Origin of the sequence: Ralstonia flatus, assembly GCF_958439105.1 — a bacterium.
GTDB lineage: Bacteria > Pseudomonadota > Gammaproteobacteria > Burkholderiales > Burkholderiaceae > Ralstonia > Ralstonia flatus.
In genome coordinates this window covers 76,840-94,647 of the sequence record NZ_CAUDLI010000004.1, presented here as the reverse complement: position 1 = coordinate 94,647, position 17,808 = coordinate 76,840, and the positions used below count along the sequence as shown (strand labels likewise).

Here is a 17,808-nt window from a genome sequence, read left to right as displayed (position 1 = left end):
CCACCGCACGAAAAGATCACGGTTTCGGGCCGAGATCGTCTACTGCATGGCCGCCGACGGGCTGCAAGGCGGCTTCGGCGGCATCCACCTGGGCGGGTTCGGCGTCGATGGTGAGCAGAAAGCGCCCGCCGATCACGACGTTCTGGAATTTGCGTTCGTAGGTCTCGGCGTTCTCGCCGCCGGGCTCGTAGTCGCCGCACAGGAAGTTGCCGCACAACGCACCGGCCTCGTCACCCTGGTGCGACAGCGCGACGCGATCCAGCGCGAGGCCGGTATTCAATACGGCTTGGCGGGCTGCTTCCGCAGCGGCATGGTCTGTGAAGATGCGGACGATGGTCGGCATGGGGTTCTCCTCGTGGTGAACCCAGAATTGACGCATCGGCCGTGCCCGGCGACGCGCCCGACTTTTGGCTCAGAACAGCGCCATCTGGCGCATCCCGAACCCGATCGCTTCTTCCACCCGCATGCGCGCGTGCGTGAGCGACCCCTCGATGCCCGAGAGCGTGCCGGCCAGCCAGCGGTAAAGCAACGGTGCCTGACCGCGCGGGCTCAGGTGAATTTCACCGAGCTTCTTGCCGCGCTTGTCACGGTAGTAGTGGGAGCGGTAGCCGCGTTCCCAATGCGTGATTGGGCCGCGCCATCGGCGCAGGCGGCGGGGTTTGGCGGGGGGCGTTTCGGCTGTCGATGCCGACACGGGTTCCTCCCAGCCGAAAGCGGGTTTGGCGAACAGCGGCAAACCTTCCAGATCGGGGTAGAAATCCATCGTCGTATGCTCAGCTAGCCGCGCCGCCGCAGGCTTTGCAGACAAAAACGGCGCGTAGCCCGCATGATACCTGGGTTTATGGCAGACAGCACGTGCAAATGGCCTAGCGGCGCGCATCGGAGCAACGCTGCGCACGCCGCACACTCGGCGCTTCGGTATGATGGCCGCTCCCCGTCCCGAGACGCGCGGCAACCGACCGCTACCCAGCATGAAGAACGCCTTTAACACGTTGATGACACCCCGAATCGCTTGCGGCCTGTTGTTGGCGGCAAGCTGCGTCGCTCCGGCTCACGCGCACGACAGCGCCTTTGCGCCATTGCTGCGCCATCTGGCCGATCGCCTTGTCACCGCAGACCAGGTCGCGCTGAGCAAATGGGACAGCGGCCAGTCCGTCTACGACCCGGCGCGCGAAGCCAAGGTCATCGCCAATGTCTCGGCGCAGGCGCCGGCCTACGGCTTGGCCGCAGCCGACGTGAGCGATGTCTTCACAGACCAGATCGAGGCGAACAAGGAAGTCCAGTACGCCCTTCTGAACGACTGGCGACGGGCCGGTGCCGCGCCCACCGCGCAGCGGCAGAGCCTGCCGGATGTGATCCGGCCCAAGCTGGACGCACTGCAGAAATCGATCCTGCAAGCCTTGCGCGAGGCAGCCCCGGCACGCGGGCAGGCGGATTGCCCGGCGCAGGTGGCAAAGGAAATCGGCCGAGTGTCGCAGGAGAAATCGCTCGACAGCCTGCATCGCATTGCGCTGGATCGTGCGACGGCGCGGCTGTGCACCGCCCGCTGATCCAGTGAAAGAACGGCGTGGCCAGCATCGGGCACGCCGCAAACTAGAACAAAAAAGCCGGCCCAAAAGACCGGCTTGTTCGAGACGAGGCGATGTTCCCGGCACTGCAAAGCCGGCATTGGCCTCAGCCCAAATCCACAGGGACAAAGATCTTCGTGTCGTCACGCTGCACCAGCAGGGCGACATGCTTGCCGGCGCGATCCACCAGCGTGCGCAGTTCCTGCACCGACGACACCGGCGTGCCGTTGAGCGACAGGATCACATCGCCCGGCTGGATGCCGACCTTGGCCGAAGGGCCGGTCACGTCCATCACCACCAGGCCGCCGGGCAAACCGTTCTGACGCTTTTCTTCCGGTTGCAGCGGGCGCACCGCCAGGCCCAGGCGGCCTTGGTCCGGGGCAGCCTTTTCGCTGGATGCCACCTTCGCGTCCTTGGCGGCGCCGATGGTCACCGTCAGGGTGGTCGGTTTGCCCTGACGGATGATCTGCAGCGGCACGGTAGAGCCCGGCTTGATGTCAGCCACCTGCTCAGGCAGATCGCCCGACCGGTCGATACGCGCATCGCCGATCTGCAGGATCACGTCGCCGGGTTGCAGGCCGGCCTTGGCTGCGGGGCCGCCGTCTTCCACGGAGTTGACCAGGGCGCCTTCGGGCTTGGGCAGGTTGAAGGAATCGGCCAGCGACTGGTCGACTTCCTGCACCGCAATGCCCAGGCGGCCGCGCGTGACCTTGCCGGTGGACACCAGCTGCTGCTCCACCTTCATCGCCACGTCGATCGGCACGGCAAACGACAGGCCCTGGTAGCCGCCGGTCTGGCTGTAGATCTGCGAGTTGATGCCGATCACCTCGCCGCGCTGGTTGAACAGCGGGCCGCCCGAATTGCCGGGGTTCACGGCCACGTCGGTCTGGATGAACGGCACATAGGTGTCATCCGGCAGCGAGCGCGACTTGGCGCTCACGATGCCTGCCGTGACGGTGTTCTCGAAACCGTACGGCGAACCGATCGCCAGCACGGGCTCGCCCACCTTGGTGTTGGCGGGGCTCCCGATCTGCACCACCGGCAGGTTCTTGGCAGAAATGCGCAGCACTGCCACGTCGGATTGCTTGTCGACGCCGAGCACCTTGGCCTTGAACTCGCGGCGGTCAGTCAGCTTGACGTTGACCTCCTGGGCGCCGTCCACCACGTGCGCATTGGTCAGGATCAGCCCATCGGCCGAGACGATGAAGCCGGAGCCCAGACCGCGCACGATCTGGTCGCCACGCTGCTGCGGCATCTGCGGCATGAACCGCTTGAAGAATTCGGAGAACGGATCGTCGGGGCTCATGCCGGGCGGCAGGCCCTGCATGCTGGTGCGCTGCGCGCGCGCCGTGGTGCTGATGTTGACCACCGCAGGGCCGTAACGGTCGACGATGCCGGAGAAATCCATCGGCGCGGCCACGGCCACCGGAGCCGCACCGGAAGCAGGCGCGGTCGTTGCCGTTGCGGTGGCCACGGGTGCCGCCACCGCGCGCGAAATCATGTCTTTCTGAAGATAGGCATAGCCGCCTGCAACGGCGACCACAGCGGCCAGGCCAGCCGCACTGCGTGCCAGGGTTTGACGCGTCATTGTCGTGTCCTCTCTTGCTGAGCACGAGGGTCACGGCTTGCGGAGTCGCCTGCCGTGCCCATCGGTTGAAGGCATCGTAGGCGGGCAGACTTAAACGAGACTTAAAGGTGGGCGGCGCGCCCGGACATCACACGAAACGAAATGTTTCTACGCGCCGGCGTTGAATGGGAAGCGCAGCACCACGCGCAAGCCGCCGCCTTCGCGCGCTTCCAGCGCGAGGGCCGCGTCATGCGCCTGTGCGATTTCCCGAACGATGGCGAGCCCCAGGCCGCTGCCGCCGGTGGGGGCCTGCGCAGGCCGATAGAAACGGTCCAGCACGCGGTCGCGTTCGTCGGCGGGGATGCCCGGGCCGTTGTCCTCGACCACGAGCTGGGCGCCACCGTCTGGCGTATGCGCGGTCGACACATCGACGCGCGCGCCGGCCGGACAGTATTTCAGTGCGTTGTCGACCAGATTGACCAGCAGCACGCGCAGCGCATCGGCATTGCCGATCACGGAGGCCGGTCGCGACTCCACCGCGATCCCCAGGTCAATGCGCTTTTGCACTGCCGCTGGCGATAGCTCGGCAACCACGTCGGCCGCTACGGCGTCGAGTGCAACCGTTGCACGCTGCGTATCGGCAGCGCCCGGCTCCTGCCGCGCGAGCGTCAGCAGCTGACCAACAAGGCGGATCATGCGCTCCACGCCGCGATGCAGATCGGCATGCGCGGCGCGGCGTTCGTCTTCGTTCTCGGCGCGGTCGGCCACCTGCAACTGCAGCTTCAGCGCAGCCAGTGGCGTGCGCAGCGCATGGGCGGCGTCGGCGACAAACGCGCGCTGGTGTGCCAGTGCGGTGCCGAGTCGCGCCAGCAGATCGTTCAACGCGTTTGTCAGTGGGCGGATCTCGTCAGGCAAATCGTGCGTGGGCAACGGCGACAGCGCGGCCGCGTCGCGCGCCTGCACCTGCTTGGCCACCGAGCCCAGCGGCGCCAACCCGCGCCCGACCGCCAGCCAGACGATCCAGCCCAGCAGCGGCAACAGGATCAGCAGCGGCGCCACCGTGCGCAATGCCATACGCGCCGCCACCTCGTGCCGCGCACTGTAAGGCTGGGCGATCTGCACCACGGCAGGCCCGAAGGCGACGCTGTAGATGCGCCAGGGGCCCTCCGGCGTATTTGCGTCGGAAAAGCCCAACTCGGCCTGGTCCGGCAGATTGGGGCGCGCGTGCGAGAGATACAGGCTGCGGCCGGTGCCGTCCCAGATGCGGATCACGACGTCGTCGTCACGCGCAATGCCCGCGAGCGCCGGGGGCGGCGGGTCGATCCACTGGCTCGGCAGCGCGGCCGCCACCTGCTGCATCTGGTAGTCGAACAGCGCGTTGGCTTCCTGGCGCGCCTGTGCGTAGATCAGGCCGGTGGCGATGACGATGCCCGCCAGCAGGCCGCCGGCCAGCCACCACAGCAGGGTTTTACGGATCGATTGCATGGGTTATTGGTGCGCGTCGCCGCCGGCAGGTTCCGCAGGCGACGTCGGCGCCTCACGTGGAATCACATACCCCACGCCGCGGATGTTCTGGATGAAATGGCTGCCGAGCTTCTTGCGCAGCGCATGGATGTAGACCTCAACCGTGTTGCTGCCGACCTCTTCATCCCAGCCGTAGAGGTTGTCCTGCAGCTGTGCGATCGACCACACCTTGCCCGGCCGCGCGAGCAAGGCATGCAGCACTGCAAACTCGCGGCCCGACAGCTTGACCGGCACACCCGCGCGCAGCACTTCGCGGGTCACGGGGTTGAGCAGCACCTCGCCGTGGCGCATGAGCGGATCGGCACGGCCGCCCTGTCTGCGCAGCAACGCGTGCATGCGTGCAGCCAGCTCCTGCAGGTCGAACGGCTTGACGAGGTAGTCGTCTGCGCCGGCATTGAGACCGGCCACGCGATCGGCCACCGCATCGCGCGCGGTCAGGATCAGGATGGGGATGGCGATGCCGCGCTGGCGCACCTCGCGCACCACGTCGAGCCCGTCGCGCTTGGGCAGGCCGAGGTCGAGCAGCATGAGGTCGAACATGGTGGTGCCCGGTTCCGCACCCGCGGCACCGGCGGCACTGGGGGCGGTCACGGCGTGCACGGCAGCCTCGCCGTCGCGCACCCAATCGATGGCGAAACCGTCGTGGCGCAAGCCCTTGCGCACGCTGTCGCCGATCATGTCGTCGTCTTCCACGAGCAGTACGCGCATGACGAATCAAAATAAGCCGGGGGAGGCTCATTGTAGAACCGTCGCGCGGGCGGCTCGCGCTTTGTGCGAAACCGCCCGCAAACTCACCTCCGCATCAGAATCCGCCCGATTTGATCAACTGGTTCAACGCACCGATGTTCAGGCTGCCCCAACCCGTCGGGTAGTCCCAGCCCTTCGCTGCGCTGTAACCGTAACCCTGGTAGCCGTTGTTGCCCGAGACCACGTCATAGCGCAGCAGCGACGCGTTGGCCGGAATGGCGCTGTACAGGCGCGCCGCCGGAAAGCCCAGGTTGCCGTTGGCCGCCAGCAGCCGCGCCCAGAAGCCGACGAAGATCGGCGAGGCCAGACTCGTGCCGCCAATCTGCTGCAGCTGCCCGTAGTTGTAGATGTAGGCACCGGTGCTTTGCGCCGCGTCGAACGACACATCGGGCAATAGCCGCGCATTGCCACCCTGCCAGCTCGGTGCCGGCAGGATCTGGCTGATGCCGCCGCCCGTGGCCCACAGCTTGCCGTTGCCGTCCAGGCCTTCGTTCCACACGGTCTCGCTGGCGAAGCTCGATCCGCTGGTGTAGAGCGTGGTGCCGCCAATGGCCAGCACGTGCGGCGACGATGCCGGCCACGACACGCTGTAGTTGCCGCCGTCCGGATAGCCGCGGTTGTTGCACTCGTAGACGCCCTCGTCGCCGGAAGACACGGAGAACGTCTGCCCCTGCGCTGCGGCCGTGGTGAAGATGGCCTCTTCGGCATCGAGCGTGCCGTCGGCGCTGGCGTCGTTCTCGCACCAGCCGAGCGACACGTTGATGATCTTGGCCGTGTTGTCGGTCACCGCCTTGTTGAACGCCTTGGTGAGGCCCGTGTTGCCGGGCGCATTCAGATCCGCCATGTAGAAAGCCAGCTTGCCGACCGCGCCGCCGGCCGCACCCACGATGGACTGGCTGTCGAGGTTCCACTCGCCCTGGCCTTCCTGGTCATCGGTGTAGTTGCCGCTGGTGCCATTCGTCTTGATCGTGGTGGTGGACACCGCGGCGTAGCCGTTGCTGCTCGTGAACGTCCGCAGGTCACGCAATGTTTGCGATACACCGCCGATGGTGATGATGCCCACTGTGGTGCCGGCCGCCGTCGGCACGCCGGTCGCGCCGTACAGCGCCGGAAATTCCTTCGGGTAGTGGCCCGTCGCGGTGCCCGCCGCCAGCGTGCGCGCTTCCGCCACATCGCCCACACGCAGCAGCGGACGCGCGCGCGCCACGTTCTGCAGGCCCAGTACCGAGCCGACGATACCGCCCAGCGCGCGCGGCACCTGCGCCTTGCCGCTGTTCGCAAACCCGCTGCGGCCGGCCAGCTGGTAATGCACCAGCGGCGTGTTGAAGGCCGCCTTGACCGTGCCTGCCGTGCCGCGCGCCGACACCAGCAGCCGGTTGGGCGCCACATCGATATCGATAAAGCCGTTCTGCCGCAGATAGCCCACCACGGCGTCCACCTGCGCCTGCGTGGGCGCGTGGTCGGCGAGGAACTGCTCGCTGGTCAGGTACTTGCGGTAGCGCGGGCTGCGCGGGTCGTTCACATCGTGCGCGAGCGCCTTCAGCGTGGCCTCGTTGCGCAGTTTGAGGCTGACCAGCACATCGGTGGTCTGGCCGGGGGCGACCTCGTTGGCAGCACCGCGCGCCATGAGTTGCGGACCGGTCACGAACGCCTTGGTGTGGGTATCGACCCAATCGGTGGCGGCATGCAGCGGCCCGGCCGCGAACACCAGCGGCCATGCATACGCCAGATGGCGGCACAGGGTGGAAAAACGCTGCATGGGGAGAGCAGTACGGAGCATCGGATGTCCTTTTGAGGAGTACGACGTTGCAGAACCACGCCGCTTGTGACGACGTGGGCGTCGTTCACCGTAGCCAACGCGCTCGCCTGGCAACAGTGCAAAAACTGTCAGTTGCAGTCGGAGCGCACTGCATCTAGCAACCCCTCGCCGGGCGGTTGCGCACGGGTGCGCTTGCCTTTATCGTGATGCGATCCGCCATTCGAACCCGCGCGCAGATGAGCGCCCAGCAAGCCACTTCCTCCGCCACACCTGATGCACCGACCGACCTGCGCGAGCGCATTCGCGCGGCGCGCCCGTCGCTCTCTCCGGCCGAACGCCAGGTGGCCGACTGGGTGCTGCGCCAGCCCGGCACGGTGCTGAGCCTGCCGGTGGCTGCCATCGCGCGTGAGGCCGGCGTCAGCCAGCCGACCGTCATCCGCTTCTGCCGCTCAATGGGCTGCCATGGCCTGTCGGATTTCAAGCTGCGGCTCGCGCAAGGCAACGTCGCCCGCGATACCGCCCCGGCACGCATCGTGTCGCCCTCGGGCACGCGCGTCCTGCAGAACGCCATTGATGCGCTCACTACGCTGCAAGATCGATTCGACCCGCGCACGCTCGATGCGGCGGTGGCACTGGTCGACAGCGCGCACCGCATCGACCTGTACGGCTTCGGCAGCTCCGGCGTGGTGGCGCTCGATGCACAGACGAAGTTCTTCCGCTACGGCATTCCCGCGAATGCGTATAGCGATCCGTATCTGGTGTCGATGTCGTTGAACGTGCTGCAGGCGGGCGACGTGGTGATCGCCATTTCAAAATCGGGCGCCTTGCCCGAACTGCAGACGGCGGTGGAGCGCGTGCGGGAACTCGGCGTGCGCGTGATTGCCGTGACAGCGCCCGGCAGCCCGCTCGCGGCCCTCGCCGATGTGGTGCTACCCGCCGGCGTGGACGATGCCGTGGCCGACCGCTCGATGGTCGCGCGCCTGCTGCACCTGGCGCTGCTCGATGCGCTGGTGCTGGAAGTGGCGCTGCGCAAGGGCAGCGCACTGCAGCACGCCGATCAGCCTGAGTAACACCAACGCCAGCGCCAACGCGGCGTCAGTGTCCCTGCGCCACCGCGTGGTCCATGGCAGCGCAGAGGCCGATCAGTCCCGGGTACGGTGAATGAATCACGTACACCGGCATCGATGCCACATAGGCCGAAAAGCGGCCCTTGTCTTCAAAACGCCGCCGGAACGGTGAGTTGGCAAACGCCGGCCCCAGACGCGGGACGATGCCGCCGCCGATATATACGCCACCGCGCGCGCCCAGCGTGACCGCCAGGTTGGCCGCGATGGTGCCGAGAAACGCGCAGAACGTATCGACGGCATAACGGCAGCGTGCGTGATCGCCTGCGGCATCTTCCATCTCGCCCAATGCGATGGCGGTGATGTCGGCGGCGCGGCGCAAGGTGGGGCCTTGCTGCCAGAGATCGAAGCACGCGCCGAGCGCCTCGTAAATCAGCTCCAGACCCATGCCGGAGATCAGCCGCTCCGCAGACACGTGGCCGAAGCGCTCACGCGCGAAGCGCCAGATCACAACCTCCTCGTCGTTCATCGGCGGGAAGGCGACATGACCGCCCTCGCCGGCCACGGCGATGTAGCGGCCTTCCGGTGTCGGCAGCAGCGATGCAACGCCCAACCCGGTTCCGGCGCCCAGCAGCGCGCGCGGTGCATCGGCCAGGCTGGCACCGCCGCCCACCTGCTGCAGCTCTTCGGCGGGCAGATACGGCAATGCGTGCGCCAGCGCCGCGAAGTCGTTAAGCACGACAAAGGTGTCGAAGCCCAGCGACTGGCGCATTGCCTCGATCGAGAAGGCCCAGTCGCGATTGGTCATGCGAATCTGGTCGCCGAGCACCGGGTTGGCGATGCCGATGGCGGCATGCCGCACGCCAGCCGCCGCGATTTCCGGCGGCAGCGATGCCAGGTAGGCACGCATCGCCGCTTCGAGCGACGGGTAATCGTCGCCGGCGAGCACACCGATATGGGCCAGGCGCATGGGCGCCATCTCCAGCGCAAAGCGCACGTTGGTGCCGCCCACGTCGGCCACCAGCCGCGGGTAGGCCAAGGTGTCGGCCAGCTCGGCCGCGCTGCCCGCGTTCACGTCATGCAGTCCAATAGACATCGAGCGGCACCTCCCGCTGATGAATGACATAGCTCACCGGCAGTGCGCGCTGTGCCACGCCTCGCGCGGCTTCGTCGAACACACCGCGCTTGACCGATCCCGAGATCGACAGGAACAGCCGCCGCGCCGCGCACAGCGCAGACAGATTCAGGCTGATCCGCCGATGCGGCGCGGCGCCCGGGCGTACCGGCAGATACCCCGGCGCACGCGTGCGGTCGATGCCATCGTCCAATTCGGGCGCGTCGGGAAACAACGATGCGGTATGCCCATCGTCGCCCATGCCGAGAATCACTACGTCGGGTTGCTGAAACGGATCGTTGGCGGTCGCCACGCATGCATCCACGTCAACCGATTCGCCATGCACATGCGGCGACAACACCAGCGGAAAGAAGCGCGCCGCCGCTGCTGCATCCTGCAAGAGGTGCTCGCGGACGAGCCGCGCGTTGCTGTCGGCATGCTCAGGCGGCACGGCACGCTCGTCGACCAGCGTGATCGACACGTCGGCCCAGCGTAGCGGCAACACGCGCAGCGCGGCAAACAGCGCAATGGGCGAGCGTCCGCCCGAGACGGCCAGGCACGCACTGCCCTGCTCCTCGATCACATGCGTGAGCGTGTTCGCAATGGACGCTGCCAGCGCTTGCACCTGCGCGGCGGCCTCCGGAACTGCGTGCCAGCGCATCGCCATTACATCTCCTCGTGCCACGCGGCGTTGTCGCGCGAGAGCAGCGCGCTCGATGCCGCCGGGCCCCAGCTGCCGGCGGTGTAACCCTTGGGCGGAATGCGCGCTTCGTTCCACGCCTCGATGATCGGCTCGACCCAGCGCCACGCTTCGGCCTGCTCATCGCGGCGCACGAACAGGCCGAGCTTGCCGTTGACGGCATCCATCAGCAGACGCTCATACGCGCCGGCATGGCGCACGCCGCCGTGGTCGGTAAAGTCCAGGTCCAACGTGGACGGCTGCAGGCCCAGTGCCGCGCCCGGCGTCTTGGTCAGGAATTGCAGGCGGATGCTCTCTTCCGGCTGCAGGCGAATAACGAGGCGGTTTTCCGGAAACTGGATCAGCGGTTTGGGGAACAACGCATGCGGCACGTCATGAAAGCGCACCACAATCTCCGCCAGCCGTTGCGGCATACGCTTGCCGGTGCGCAGGTAGAACGGCACGCCGGCCCAGCGCCAGTTGGCAATCTCGGCCTTGATGGCGACGAAGGTTTCCGTGCGGCTGTCCGGCGGAATGCCCTGCTCATGCAGATAGCCCTGCACCGGCTGCCCCGCGATGGCGCCTTCCTGATACTGGCCGCGCACGGTCTTTTCAGGCACCTCTTGCAGCGGGATCGGCTTGAGCGCTTTCAAGATCTTCAGCTTTTCGTCGCGGATGGCGTCTTGTGACAGGCTCGACGGCGGTTCCATGGCGACGATACACAGCAGTTGCAGCAGGTGGTTCTGCACCATGTCGCGCAGCGCGCCGACGCCGTCGTAGAAATCGCCGCGCTTTTCCACGCCAAGTTGCTCGGCAATCGTGATCTGCACGTCCTTGATCCATTCGCGGCGCCACAGCGGCTCGAACAGCGCGTTGCCGAAGCGGATCGCCATCAGGTTCTGGACGGACTCTTTCCCGAGGTAGTGGTCGATCCGGTAGATCTGGTCTTCGGCAAAGAACTGCGCCACGGCCGAATTGATGCGCTCGTTCGACGCAAGATCAGTGCCCAGCGGCTTTTCCAGCACCAGCCGCACATTCGGCGTATTCAGCCCGACGCGGGCGAGCTGCGCGCAGATGTCCACGAAAATGCCGGGCGCCGTGGCCAGGTAGCAGACCGTGACCGGCGCGCGGTCCTCGCCCAGCGCGGCGGCCAGCGCGTCGAACTGCTCGGGTTTGCGGGCGTCCACCTGCTGGTAGACGATGCGCTCGGCAAACGAAGCCCAGGCGTCGTCGGAGACGGGCGCGCCGGAGTACAGGCGCATGGTCGGGCGCGTTTCGCGCTCCAGCAGGGCGAGGTAGCCGGCAGTTTCCAGCGGCTGCGTGCCGATGGCGAAGATCCGCCCGCGCGAGTGCAGTTCGCCGCCCTGATGCGCATCGAACAAGGCCGGAATCAGCTTGCGGCGGGCAAGATCGCCCGTACCGCCGAACAACACCATGTCGAATGCGGGCACCGACATCGTCATCTCCTGTGTGTGAGCCATCGATTAGGCTAGCCTAGCTGACTGGGACCTGTCATCCAATGAAACGGGCACGCGCAAGGGGCATTTGGGTCGCAGGGCTAGGCGTGGACGGCGCCGCTTAGCCGGCTAAGCAAGCCGGTCACAACGACGCCATGTGGCCCAAATGCCCCTTGCCCTCCGGGTTGGCCCGGGCCGGTGCCATCTACTTTGTCGGCTCGCCTTGCAAATGGAATGACCATTTGCGGCGGCGTCCTTCGCGTAGCTGGCCCCGGCTCGGGTCAACGCGTGCTCGTTTCATTGGATGACAGGTCCCGGGCCACGTCTTTTCAGCTCATTTTGTAGTATTACTACATCGCGAGCAAGACGTTCGTGAAACTGCCCGGGCAAGCGTTTCCGGCAAATCTTTTGCGCCGAAGCATGGCCTCCGGCGTGGCTTCTGGCACGCAATTCGCGTGCTCGCCCGCGTTAATGGCGGAGCATCGGATGGGGTACCTGTGGAAAACCCTGCACCACATCCGACGCATTTGTAGGAAAATTACAGCATTCCGTCCCGCCCGGACCTACCCCCTCCAGGAGAACCCGCATGGCCCTGCACCGCACTCTGGCCGCCGTCACCCAACGCATCATCGACCGCAGCCGCGGCCCGCGCCAGGCCTATCTGGACGTGACCCGCAAGAATGCCGGCCGCAAGGTCGAGCGTACGTTGCTCTCGTGTACGAACCTCGCGCACGGCTTTGCGGCCATGCCGGGCGAAGCGAAGATCCGCCTGAAAGCGCTGGAGCGGCCGAACCTCGGCATTGTCTCCGCCTACAACGACATGCTGTCGGCGCACCAGCCGCTGGAGGCGTTTCCGGCGTGGCTCAAGCAGGCCGCGCTGGACGCGGGCGGCACCGCGCAGTTTGCCGGTGGCGTGCCGGCCATGTGCGATGGCGTGACGCAGGGGCAGGACGGGATGGAGCTGTCGCTGTTCTCGCGCGACACGATTGCCCTGTCGACGGCCGTGGCGCTGTCGCACCAGATGTTCGACGCGGCGCTGTACCTGGGCGTGTGCGACAAGATCGTGCCGGGGCTGGTGATCGGTGCGCTGTCGTTCGGCCACCTGCCCGCCGTATTCGTGCCGGCCGGCCCGATGACCACCGGCATCAGCAACGATGAAAAAGCGCGCACGCGCCAGCTGTACGCCGAGGGCAAGCTCTCGCGCGCCGACCTGCTGGAAGCCGAATCCAAGTCGTACCACGGCCCGGGCACGTGCACGTTCTACGGCACGGCGAACTCCAACCAGATGCTGATGGAGGTGATGGGCCTGCACCTGCCGGGGACGGCCTTCATCAACCCGAACACGCCGCTGCGCGAAGCGCTCACGCGTGAGTCGGCGCGCCAGGCGCTCAAGCTCGTCTTCAGCGGCGACCAGTACACCCCCATTGCCGACGTGCTGGATGAGCGCGCGTTCGTCAACGGCATCGTCGGCCTGCTGGCCACGGGCGGCTCGACCAACCACACGTTGCACCTGGTGGCGATGGCGCGTGCGGCCGGCATCCTGCTCACGTGGGACGACTTCAACGATCTGTCGGGCGTGATTCCGCTGCTGGCGCGGGTCTACCCGAACGGCAAGGCCGACGTGAACGAATTCCAAGCCGCGGGCGGTCTGTCCATCGTGATTCGCGAACTCCTCGACGCCGGCCTGCTGCACGACGACGTGACGACGATCATGGGCAAGGGCCTGCGCCGTCATGCGCAAGAGCCCTTCCTGGAAGGCGACAAGCTGGTGTGGCGCGATGGCGCCGCCGCCTCGCTCGACACCAACATCGTGCGCGGCGTGGCCGAGCCGTTCTCGCCGGACGGCGGCCTGCGCGTGCTCGACGGCAACATCGGGCGCTCGGTCATCAAGGTGTCGGCGGTCAAGCCGGAACATCGTTTTGTGGAAGCGCCGGCACGCGTCTTCCTCGCGCAGGACGATCTGATCAACGCGTTCAAGGCCGGCGAACTGGAGCGCGATTTCGTGGCCGTGCTGCCGTATCAGGGCCCGGCCGCCAACGGCATGCCCGAACTGCACAAGCTCACGCCGACGCTGTCGGTGCTGCAGGAGCGCGGGTTCAAGGTCGCGCTGGTGACGGACGGCCGCATGTCCGGCGCGTCGGGCAAGGTGCCGGCCGCCATCCACGTCACCCCGGAAGCGCTCAACGGCGGGCCGCTCGCGCGTGTGCGCGATGGCGACATCGTCGTATTGGATGCGGAAGCGGGCACGCTGCAAGTGCGCGTGCCGGAGGCGGAGTGGAATGCCCGCGAAGTCACCGCGCCGGACCTGTCGCACTACCACGCAGGCGTTGGGCGGGATCTGTTCTCGGGCTTCCGCCGCAATGTGTCGGCCGCGGAAGAAGGCGCCTGCACGTTGTTCGTATCGGCCGGCGCGTAAACCGAAGACGATCAATCGGCCCCGGTACAACGCCGGGGCCGATTGCGTTTACAGCATCGACTTGTCGATCGAGATGCCCAATTCACCGGCCATCTGCTCGACAAGTGCCTGCAGCCTGGCCACCTTGTCGGCCAACTGCTTCTGCTCCGCTTTCAGCGCCTCGAACTCCGACGGCGCGATCGACTCGTCAGCGGCGCCGGCCTGCCGAATCTCGCCCTGCGCAACTTCACCGCACAGCAAGTGCATCCAGCGGCTTTCACGCTCGCCCGGCATGCGCGGCAGCTTCACGACATAGGGCGGATCGTGCTCTGCCAGCTCGTCCAGAAACGCTTCAACGGATGAAATATCGGCAAAGGCGTGGAACCGTGCCGCGTTCAGTCGCAGCTCGGCCGCCGTCTGCGGGCCGCGCAGCAACAGCACCGTGAGCAACGCGATGGATTGGCTCGGCACACCCAGCACGCGGTTCATGTTGTGCTCGAAGCGCGGCACGCGGCTGCTGCTGCCTTCCATGACAAGGCTGAGCGATTTCAACCCGTCGATGGCGGTGAGGATCTCGGCTTCGGTCACGGACATGACCGGCGCGCGTGCGGTCTTCTGATTGCAGCCGGCGGCCAGCGCGTTCAGCGTGAGCGGATAGATGTCGGGCACCGTGTGCTGCTTCTCGACCAGGACGCCCAGCACGCGGCCTTCAAGCGCGGTCAGGGTACGGATGGCGCGACGCTGTGGAGCGTCGGATTGGATATTCATGATGGGGCGGCGACGGATACGGTTGTGTTGGGGCAAATTCGAACGCCGACATCATATCCGCCGCGCGCAGGCAAGCGGCCCTGCCTGCGCAACAACAACCGAAGCTCAGCCCTTGGCGGGACCGCGCACCAGCAACACCGGCGTGGTTGCCTGACGGATGAACTTTTCGGCCACGCTGCCCAACATCGCATGCGCCAGCCCACGGCGGCCGTGCGTGCCGATCACCACCACATCGGCGCCGCTGCGCACCGCTTCACCCTGCAGGGCACCCGCCACATCCTCGCCAACACTTTGGGTTTCCACCAGCACCGTTTCCTGCTGCAAGCCCGCGGAGGTGAGCGTGGCGGCGGTGTCGGCCAGCAACGCGGTGCCGGCTTCGATGAACGACTTGCGCAGCTCGGTCGGGTCGTAATAGCCCACGTCGAACAGCATGGCCGGGCTGTCGACGATATAGACCGCGCGGATGGTGCTCTGGAACGCCTTGGCAAGGCGCACGGCCTCGGCCAGGGCCAGCTTGCTGGTTTCGCTGCCATCAATGGCGACCAGGATTTTCTTGTACATGGTTCGAGCCTCGCAGGAGAGTGGTTGTCGGAAGACTGTTCTGGGGCGGCGCTTGGGCCACCCACACGCTATTCTGTGACATCGACCACCCGTTTGCGTTGCGCCAAATCAGATGGCCGCGACCATGCGACGCAACAATGCACCGCCATCCGCCCGCGCCGACACCCGAATTGATTGCCGCCTACCGCACCGCCCGGTATCGCGTAAGCGCGCCGCAGGGCGACGTCCTGCTGCGGGTCGACGCCATCAACCCCTGCGTGGCGGCGATGCTCGCGCAAGCCGATGCGCCGTGGGCCGTGTTCGTGACAGCGCACCAGCCTTTCTCGCGCGCGGTGTCCGCCGAGGAAAACGCTGCGCGCCAGGCCGAGCTGCTTGCCTGGGCCACCGCACGCGGCATGGCCTGGCTCTCGGGTGAAGGCGGGCCGCCGGAAGAGGCGCCCGCGAACACGTGGTCGCCCGAACCGAGCCTGCTCCTGTTCATCGATGACCCGGCCATCGCCGACACCCTGATGCTCACGTTCGAGCAGAACGCCGTCGTGCTGTGCGATGCGCAGGGTTTTTGTACCTTGCGTTGGCACCCGTATCTGCCAGACTGATTCTGCACAGGGCACTTGGCGCACAGCGCTTTGCAGCACCGCAAGTGGCGCTTCCGATTCCTAAGTGCCGGCGTAGATACATCAGCAGGAGGTTCGTATGGAACTGCACATGCAATCGCATCATTGGGAGCGCCGCATGCCCGACTGGCTGGCCGCCAGCGTGGCCGGCATCGTGGGCGGCGCGCTGGTCATCGTGCTGGAGTTCTTCTGGTCGACCATGGTGCTCAATGAAAGCCCCTGGCGCCCGACCCACAAGATCGCCGCCATGATCATGGGTCGCGGCGCGCTGGAAGAGATGTCCCTGTTCAGCTTCAGCATCGTGGGGACGGCGCTCGTGCTGCACTTCGTGCTGGGCGCCCTGATGGGGATGATCCTCGCGGCCATCATCGCGCCGTTCCACTTCGACTCCAGCCCCGGCATGCTCGCGGCCATTGGCGTGGTCTTCGGGATCGTGGCGTACGTAGTCAACTTCTACGGCATGACCGCCGTGTTCCCGTGGTTCGTGTCGGAGCGCGGCTCAGGGCCGTTGCTTGCCAACCTGCTGTTTGGCGTCGTGACGGCGATCACGTACGGCATGCTGGAGCGACCCATGCCCAAACCCATGCACTGACACCCCCGCCTTTTTCCTGCGGCGCCGCAAGCAGAGCAGCGCCTTCAGGAGGCGGCCGCCTCGGGCAACTTATGCCGGAGGCGGCCGTTTTGCATTGCGGCGCAGCATGCAGATGCCGCATCGGGGCGATCCATACGCGGGGTGCGCCTCGTCCTTACGTTGCCTTGCACGATCGGGGTGCGCGACCTAGCCTGTCTTTAGCGTGTTGAGGGAGTCCCTCGCCGGGAGGTGCCCATGGCCCTTGCGATTGCGCTCGTGCTGATCGTCGTGCTGGCGGTGGGGTTTCACTTTGCCAGCCCGTGGTGGATCACCCCGATCGCCTCCAACTGGGTGCGCATGGACGACACGCTGACGATCACCATCGTCATCACCGGCGTGCTGTTTGTCGCCATCAACCTCTTCGTCGTGGCAGCGCTCCTGCGCTATCGCCATCGCAACGGCCAGCCCAACCAGCGCGCCGCCTACGAGCCGCACAACAAGCGTCTGGAATGGTGGCTGATCGGTATCACCACCGTGGGTGTGGCGGCGCTCCTCGCGCCGGGCCTCTTCGTCTATGCGGATTACGTCCGCCCGCCGCCCAACGCCCTGCAGATGGAAGTGCTGGGCCAGCAGTGGCAATGGCGCTTCCGCTTTGCCGGCCCCGGCGGCAAGCTCGGCACGACCGACGTGCGCTACATGAGCAACGACAACCCGTTCGGCATGAACCCGGCTGACCCGAACGGCCGCGACAACTACCTGATCGAAACGCCTGAGCTGCACCTGCCGATCAACCGCCCGATCCAGGTGCTGGCGCGCTCGCGTGATGTGCTGCACGACTTTTACGTGCCCCCGTTTCGCGCGCGCATGAACATGGTGCCGGGCATGATCACCACGTTCTGGTTCACCCCGACCAAGGCGGGGCGCTACGACATCCTGTGTGCGCAGCTCTGCGGCATCGGGCATTCCAACATGCGCGGCGTGGTGGTGGTGGAAGACGAGGCGTCGTTCGCACGCTGGCTCGCCCAGCAGCCCACCTTCGAGCAGCGCCAGAAGGCCAAGGTGCAGGCCGCCCCCGCCGCTGCCGGCGGAAGCGCGCAGGCATTGGCCGAGCAGGGCCAGACGCTCGCCCAGGCCAAGGGCTGCGTTGCCTGCCACAGCGTCGACGGCAGCCCGCGCGTGGGCCCCACGTGGAAAGGGCTCTACGGCAAGACCGAAACCATGGCCGACGGCAGCACCGCGCACGTCGACGAGGCGTACCTGCGTGCGTTCATCCGCGACCCGAAGGCCCGCGTGGTGAAAGGCTTCGCACCGATCATGCCGTCGTTCGACCTGAGCGAGCAGGAACTCGCAGCGCTGGTTGCGTACATCAAGGCGCAAGGTGGCGATGCCGCATCGACCACGGCGAAACCGTAGCGAGGAG

Annotated in this window: 17 protein-coding genes; 6 read left to right on the top strand and 11 right to left on the bottom strand. The window is 66.5% G+C overall.

The features are described from left to right. Nucleotides 1-16: 16 nt before the first annotated feature. Nucleotides 17-343, bottom strand: coding sequence for a hypothetical protein (locus R2676_RS10625; RefSeq protein ID WP_027679756.1), 327 nt, complete (start codon nt 341-343; stop codon nt 17-19). A gap of 69 nt (nt 344-412) precedes the next feature. Continuing rightward, entirely contained in the window at nt 413-763 is a 351-nt protein-coding gene (locus tag R2676_RS10620; protein ID WP_027679755.1) for a hypothetical protein, read from the bottom strand. Nucleotides 764-971: 208 nt separating this feature from the next. Here R2676_RS10620 and R2676_RS10615 point away from each other — a divergent pair, with 208 nt between their 5' ends. Continuing rightward, entirely contained in the window at nt 972-1,550 is a 579-nt protein-coding gene (locus tag R2676_RS10615; RefSeq protein ID WP_410482492.1) for a chorismate mutase, read from the top strand. Nucleotides 1,551-1,674: 124 nt separating this feature from the next. On the opposite strand, the gene R2676_RS10610 is transcribed toward R2676_RS10615, so the two are convergent. The 4 genes from R2676_RS10610 to R2676_RS10595 form a co-directional block, all read right to left on the bottom strand. Beyond that, complete coding sequence (locus tag R2676_RS10610) at nt 1,675-3,156, bottom strand: DegQ family serine endoprotease (protein WP_102065542.1); 1,482 nt, start codon at nt 3,154-3,156, stop codon at nt 1,675-1,677. A gap of 147 nt (nt 3,157-3,303) precedes the next feature. Next, complete coding sequence (locus R2676_RS10605; RefSeq protein ID WP_206274566.1) at nt 3,304-4,620, bottom strand: sensor histidine kinase; 1,317 nt, start codon at nt 4,618-4,620, stop codon at nt 3,304-3,306. 3 nt (nt 4,621-4,623) lie between these two features. Beyond that, entirely contained in the window at nt 4,624-5,367 is a 744-nt protein-coding gene (locus tag R2676_RS10600) for a response regulator transcription factor (RefSeq protein WP_027679751.1), read from the bottom strand. Nucleotides 5,368-5,461: 94 nt separating this feature from the next. Beyond that, nucleotides 5,462-7,186, bottom strand: a complete 1,725-nt coding sequence (locus R2676_RS10595) for a S53 family peptidase (RefSeq protein WP_410482493.1) — start codon at nt 7,184-7,186, stop codon at nt 5,462-5,464. A 215-nt stretch (nt 7,187-7,401) separates the two neighbouring features. Between R2676_RS10595 and R2676_RS10590 the strand changes: the two genes are divergently transcribed. Continuing rightward, on the top strand, nt 7,402-8,235 hold the full coding sequence (locus tag R2676_RS10590) for a MurR/RpiR family transcriptional regulator (RefSeq protein ID WP_206274565.1): 834 nt from the start codon (nt 7,402-7,404) through the stop codon (nt 8,233-8,235). A 25-nt stretch (nt 8,236-8,260) separates the two neighbouring features. Here the strand turns inward: R2676_RS10590 and R2676_RS10585 are convergent, their stop codons facing one another. From R2676_RS10585 to zwf, 3 genes are read right to left on the bottom strand one after another with little or no spacing between them, the layout of a single operon-like run. Next, nucleotides 8,261-9,325 carry a glucokinase gene (locus tag R2676_RS10585; RefSeq protein ID WP_206274564.1) on the bottom strand — a complete coding sequence of 355 codons (1,065 nt, stop codon included), beginning with the start codon at nt 9,323-9,325 and terminating at the stop codon, nt 8,261-8,263. Continuing rightward, nucleotides 9,306-10,010, bottom strand: a complete 705-nt coding sequence (gene pgl, locus R2676_RS10580; protein ID WP_027679747.1) for a 6-phosphogluconolactonase — start codon at nt 10,008-10,010, stop codon at nt 9,306-9,308. The genes R2676_RS10585 and pgl overlap by 20 nt, the downstream gene beginning before the upstream one ends. Further along, nucleotides 10,010-11,479 (bottom strand): glucose-6-phosphate dehydrogenase, encoded by a 1,470-nt coding sequence (gene zwf, locus R2676_RS10575; RefSeq protein ID WP_027679746.1) that lies wholly within the window; start codon nt 11,477-11,479, stop codon nt 10,010-10,012. The genes pgl and zwf overlap by 1 nt, the downstream gene beginning before the upstream one ends. A 586-nt stretch (nt 11,480-12,065) precedes the next feature. On the opposite strand from zwf, the gene edd reads away from it, so the two are divergent. Then, a complete protein-coding gene (gene edd / locus R2676_RS10570; protein WP_206274563.1) occupies nt 12,066-13,895 on the top strand; it encodes a phosphogluconate dehydratase in 1,830 nt (609 codons plus the stop codon). 48 nt (nt 13,896-13,943) lie between these two features. Here edd and R2676_RS10565 read toward each other — a convergent pair whose 3' ends face one another. Both R2676_RS10565 and R2676_RS10560 read right to left on the bottom strand, forming a co-directional pair. Continuing rightward, on the bottom strand, nt 13,944-14,642 hold the full coding sequence (locus R2676_RS10565) for a YceH family protein (protein ID WP_206274562.1): 699 nt from the start codon (nt 14,640-14,642) through the stop codon (nt 13,944-13,946). 105 nt (nt 14,643-14,747) lie between these two features. After that, nucleotides 14,748-15,203 (bottom strand): universal stress protein, encoded by a 456-nt coding sequence (locus R2676_RS10560; RefSeq protein ID WP_102065550.1) that lies wholly within the window; start codon nt 15,201-15,203, stop codon nt 14,748-14,750. 137 nt (nt 15,204-15,340) lie between these two features. Here R2676_RS10560 and R2676_RS10555 point away from each other — a divergent pair, with 137 nt between their 5' ends. From R2676_RS10555 to R2676_RS10545, 3 genes are all read left to right on the top strand, one after another. Further along, entirely contained in the window at nt 15,341-15,799 is a 459-nt protein-coding gene (locus tag R2676_RS10555; protein WP_206274561.1) for a DUF3293 domain-containing protein, read from the top strand. 97 nt (nt 15,800-15,896) lie between these two features. Then, a complete protein-coding gene (locus R2676_RS10550) occupies nt 15,897-16,409 on the top strand; it encodes a hypothetical protein (protein WP_147217571.1) in 513 nt (170 codons plus the stop codon). A 234-nt stretch (nt 16,410-16,643) separates the two neighbouring features. Then, nucleotides 16,644-17,801, top strand: coding sequence for a cytochrome c oxidase subunit II (locus tag R2676_RS10545; protein WP_206274560.1), 1,158 nt, complete (start codon nt 16,644-16,646; stop codon nt 17,799-17,801). Nucleotides 17,802-17,808: the final 7 nt, after the last annotated feature.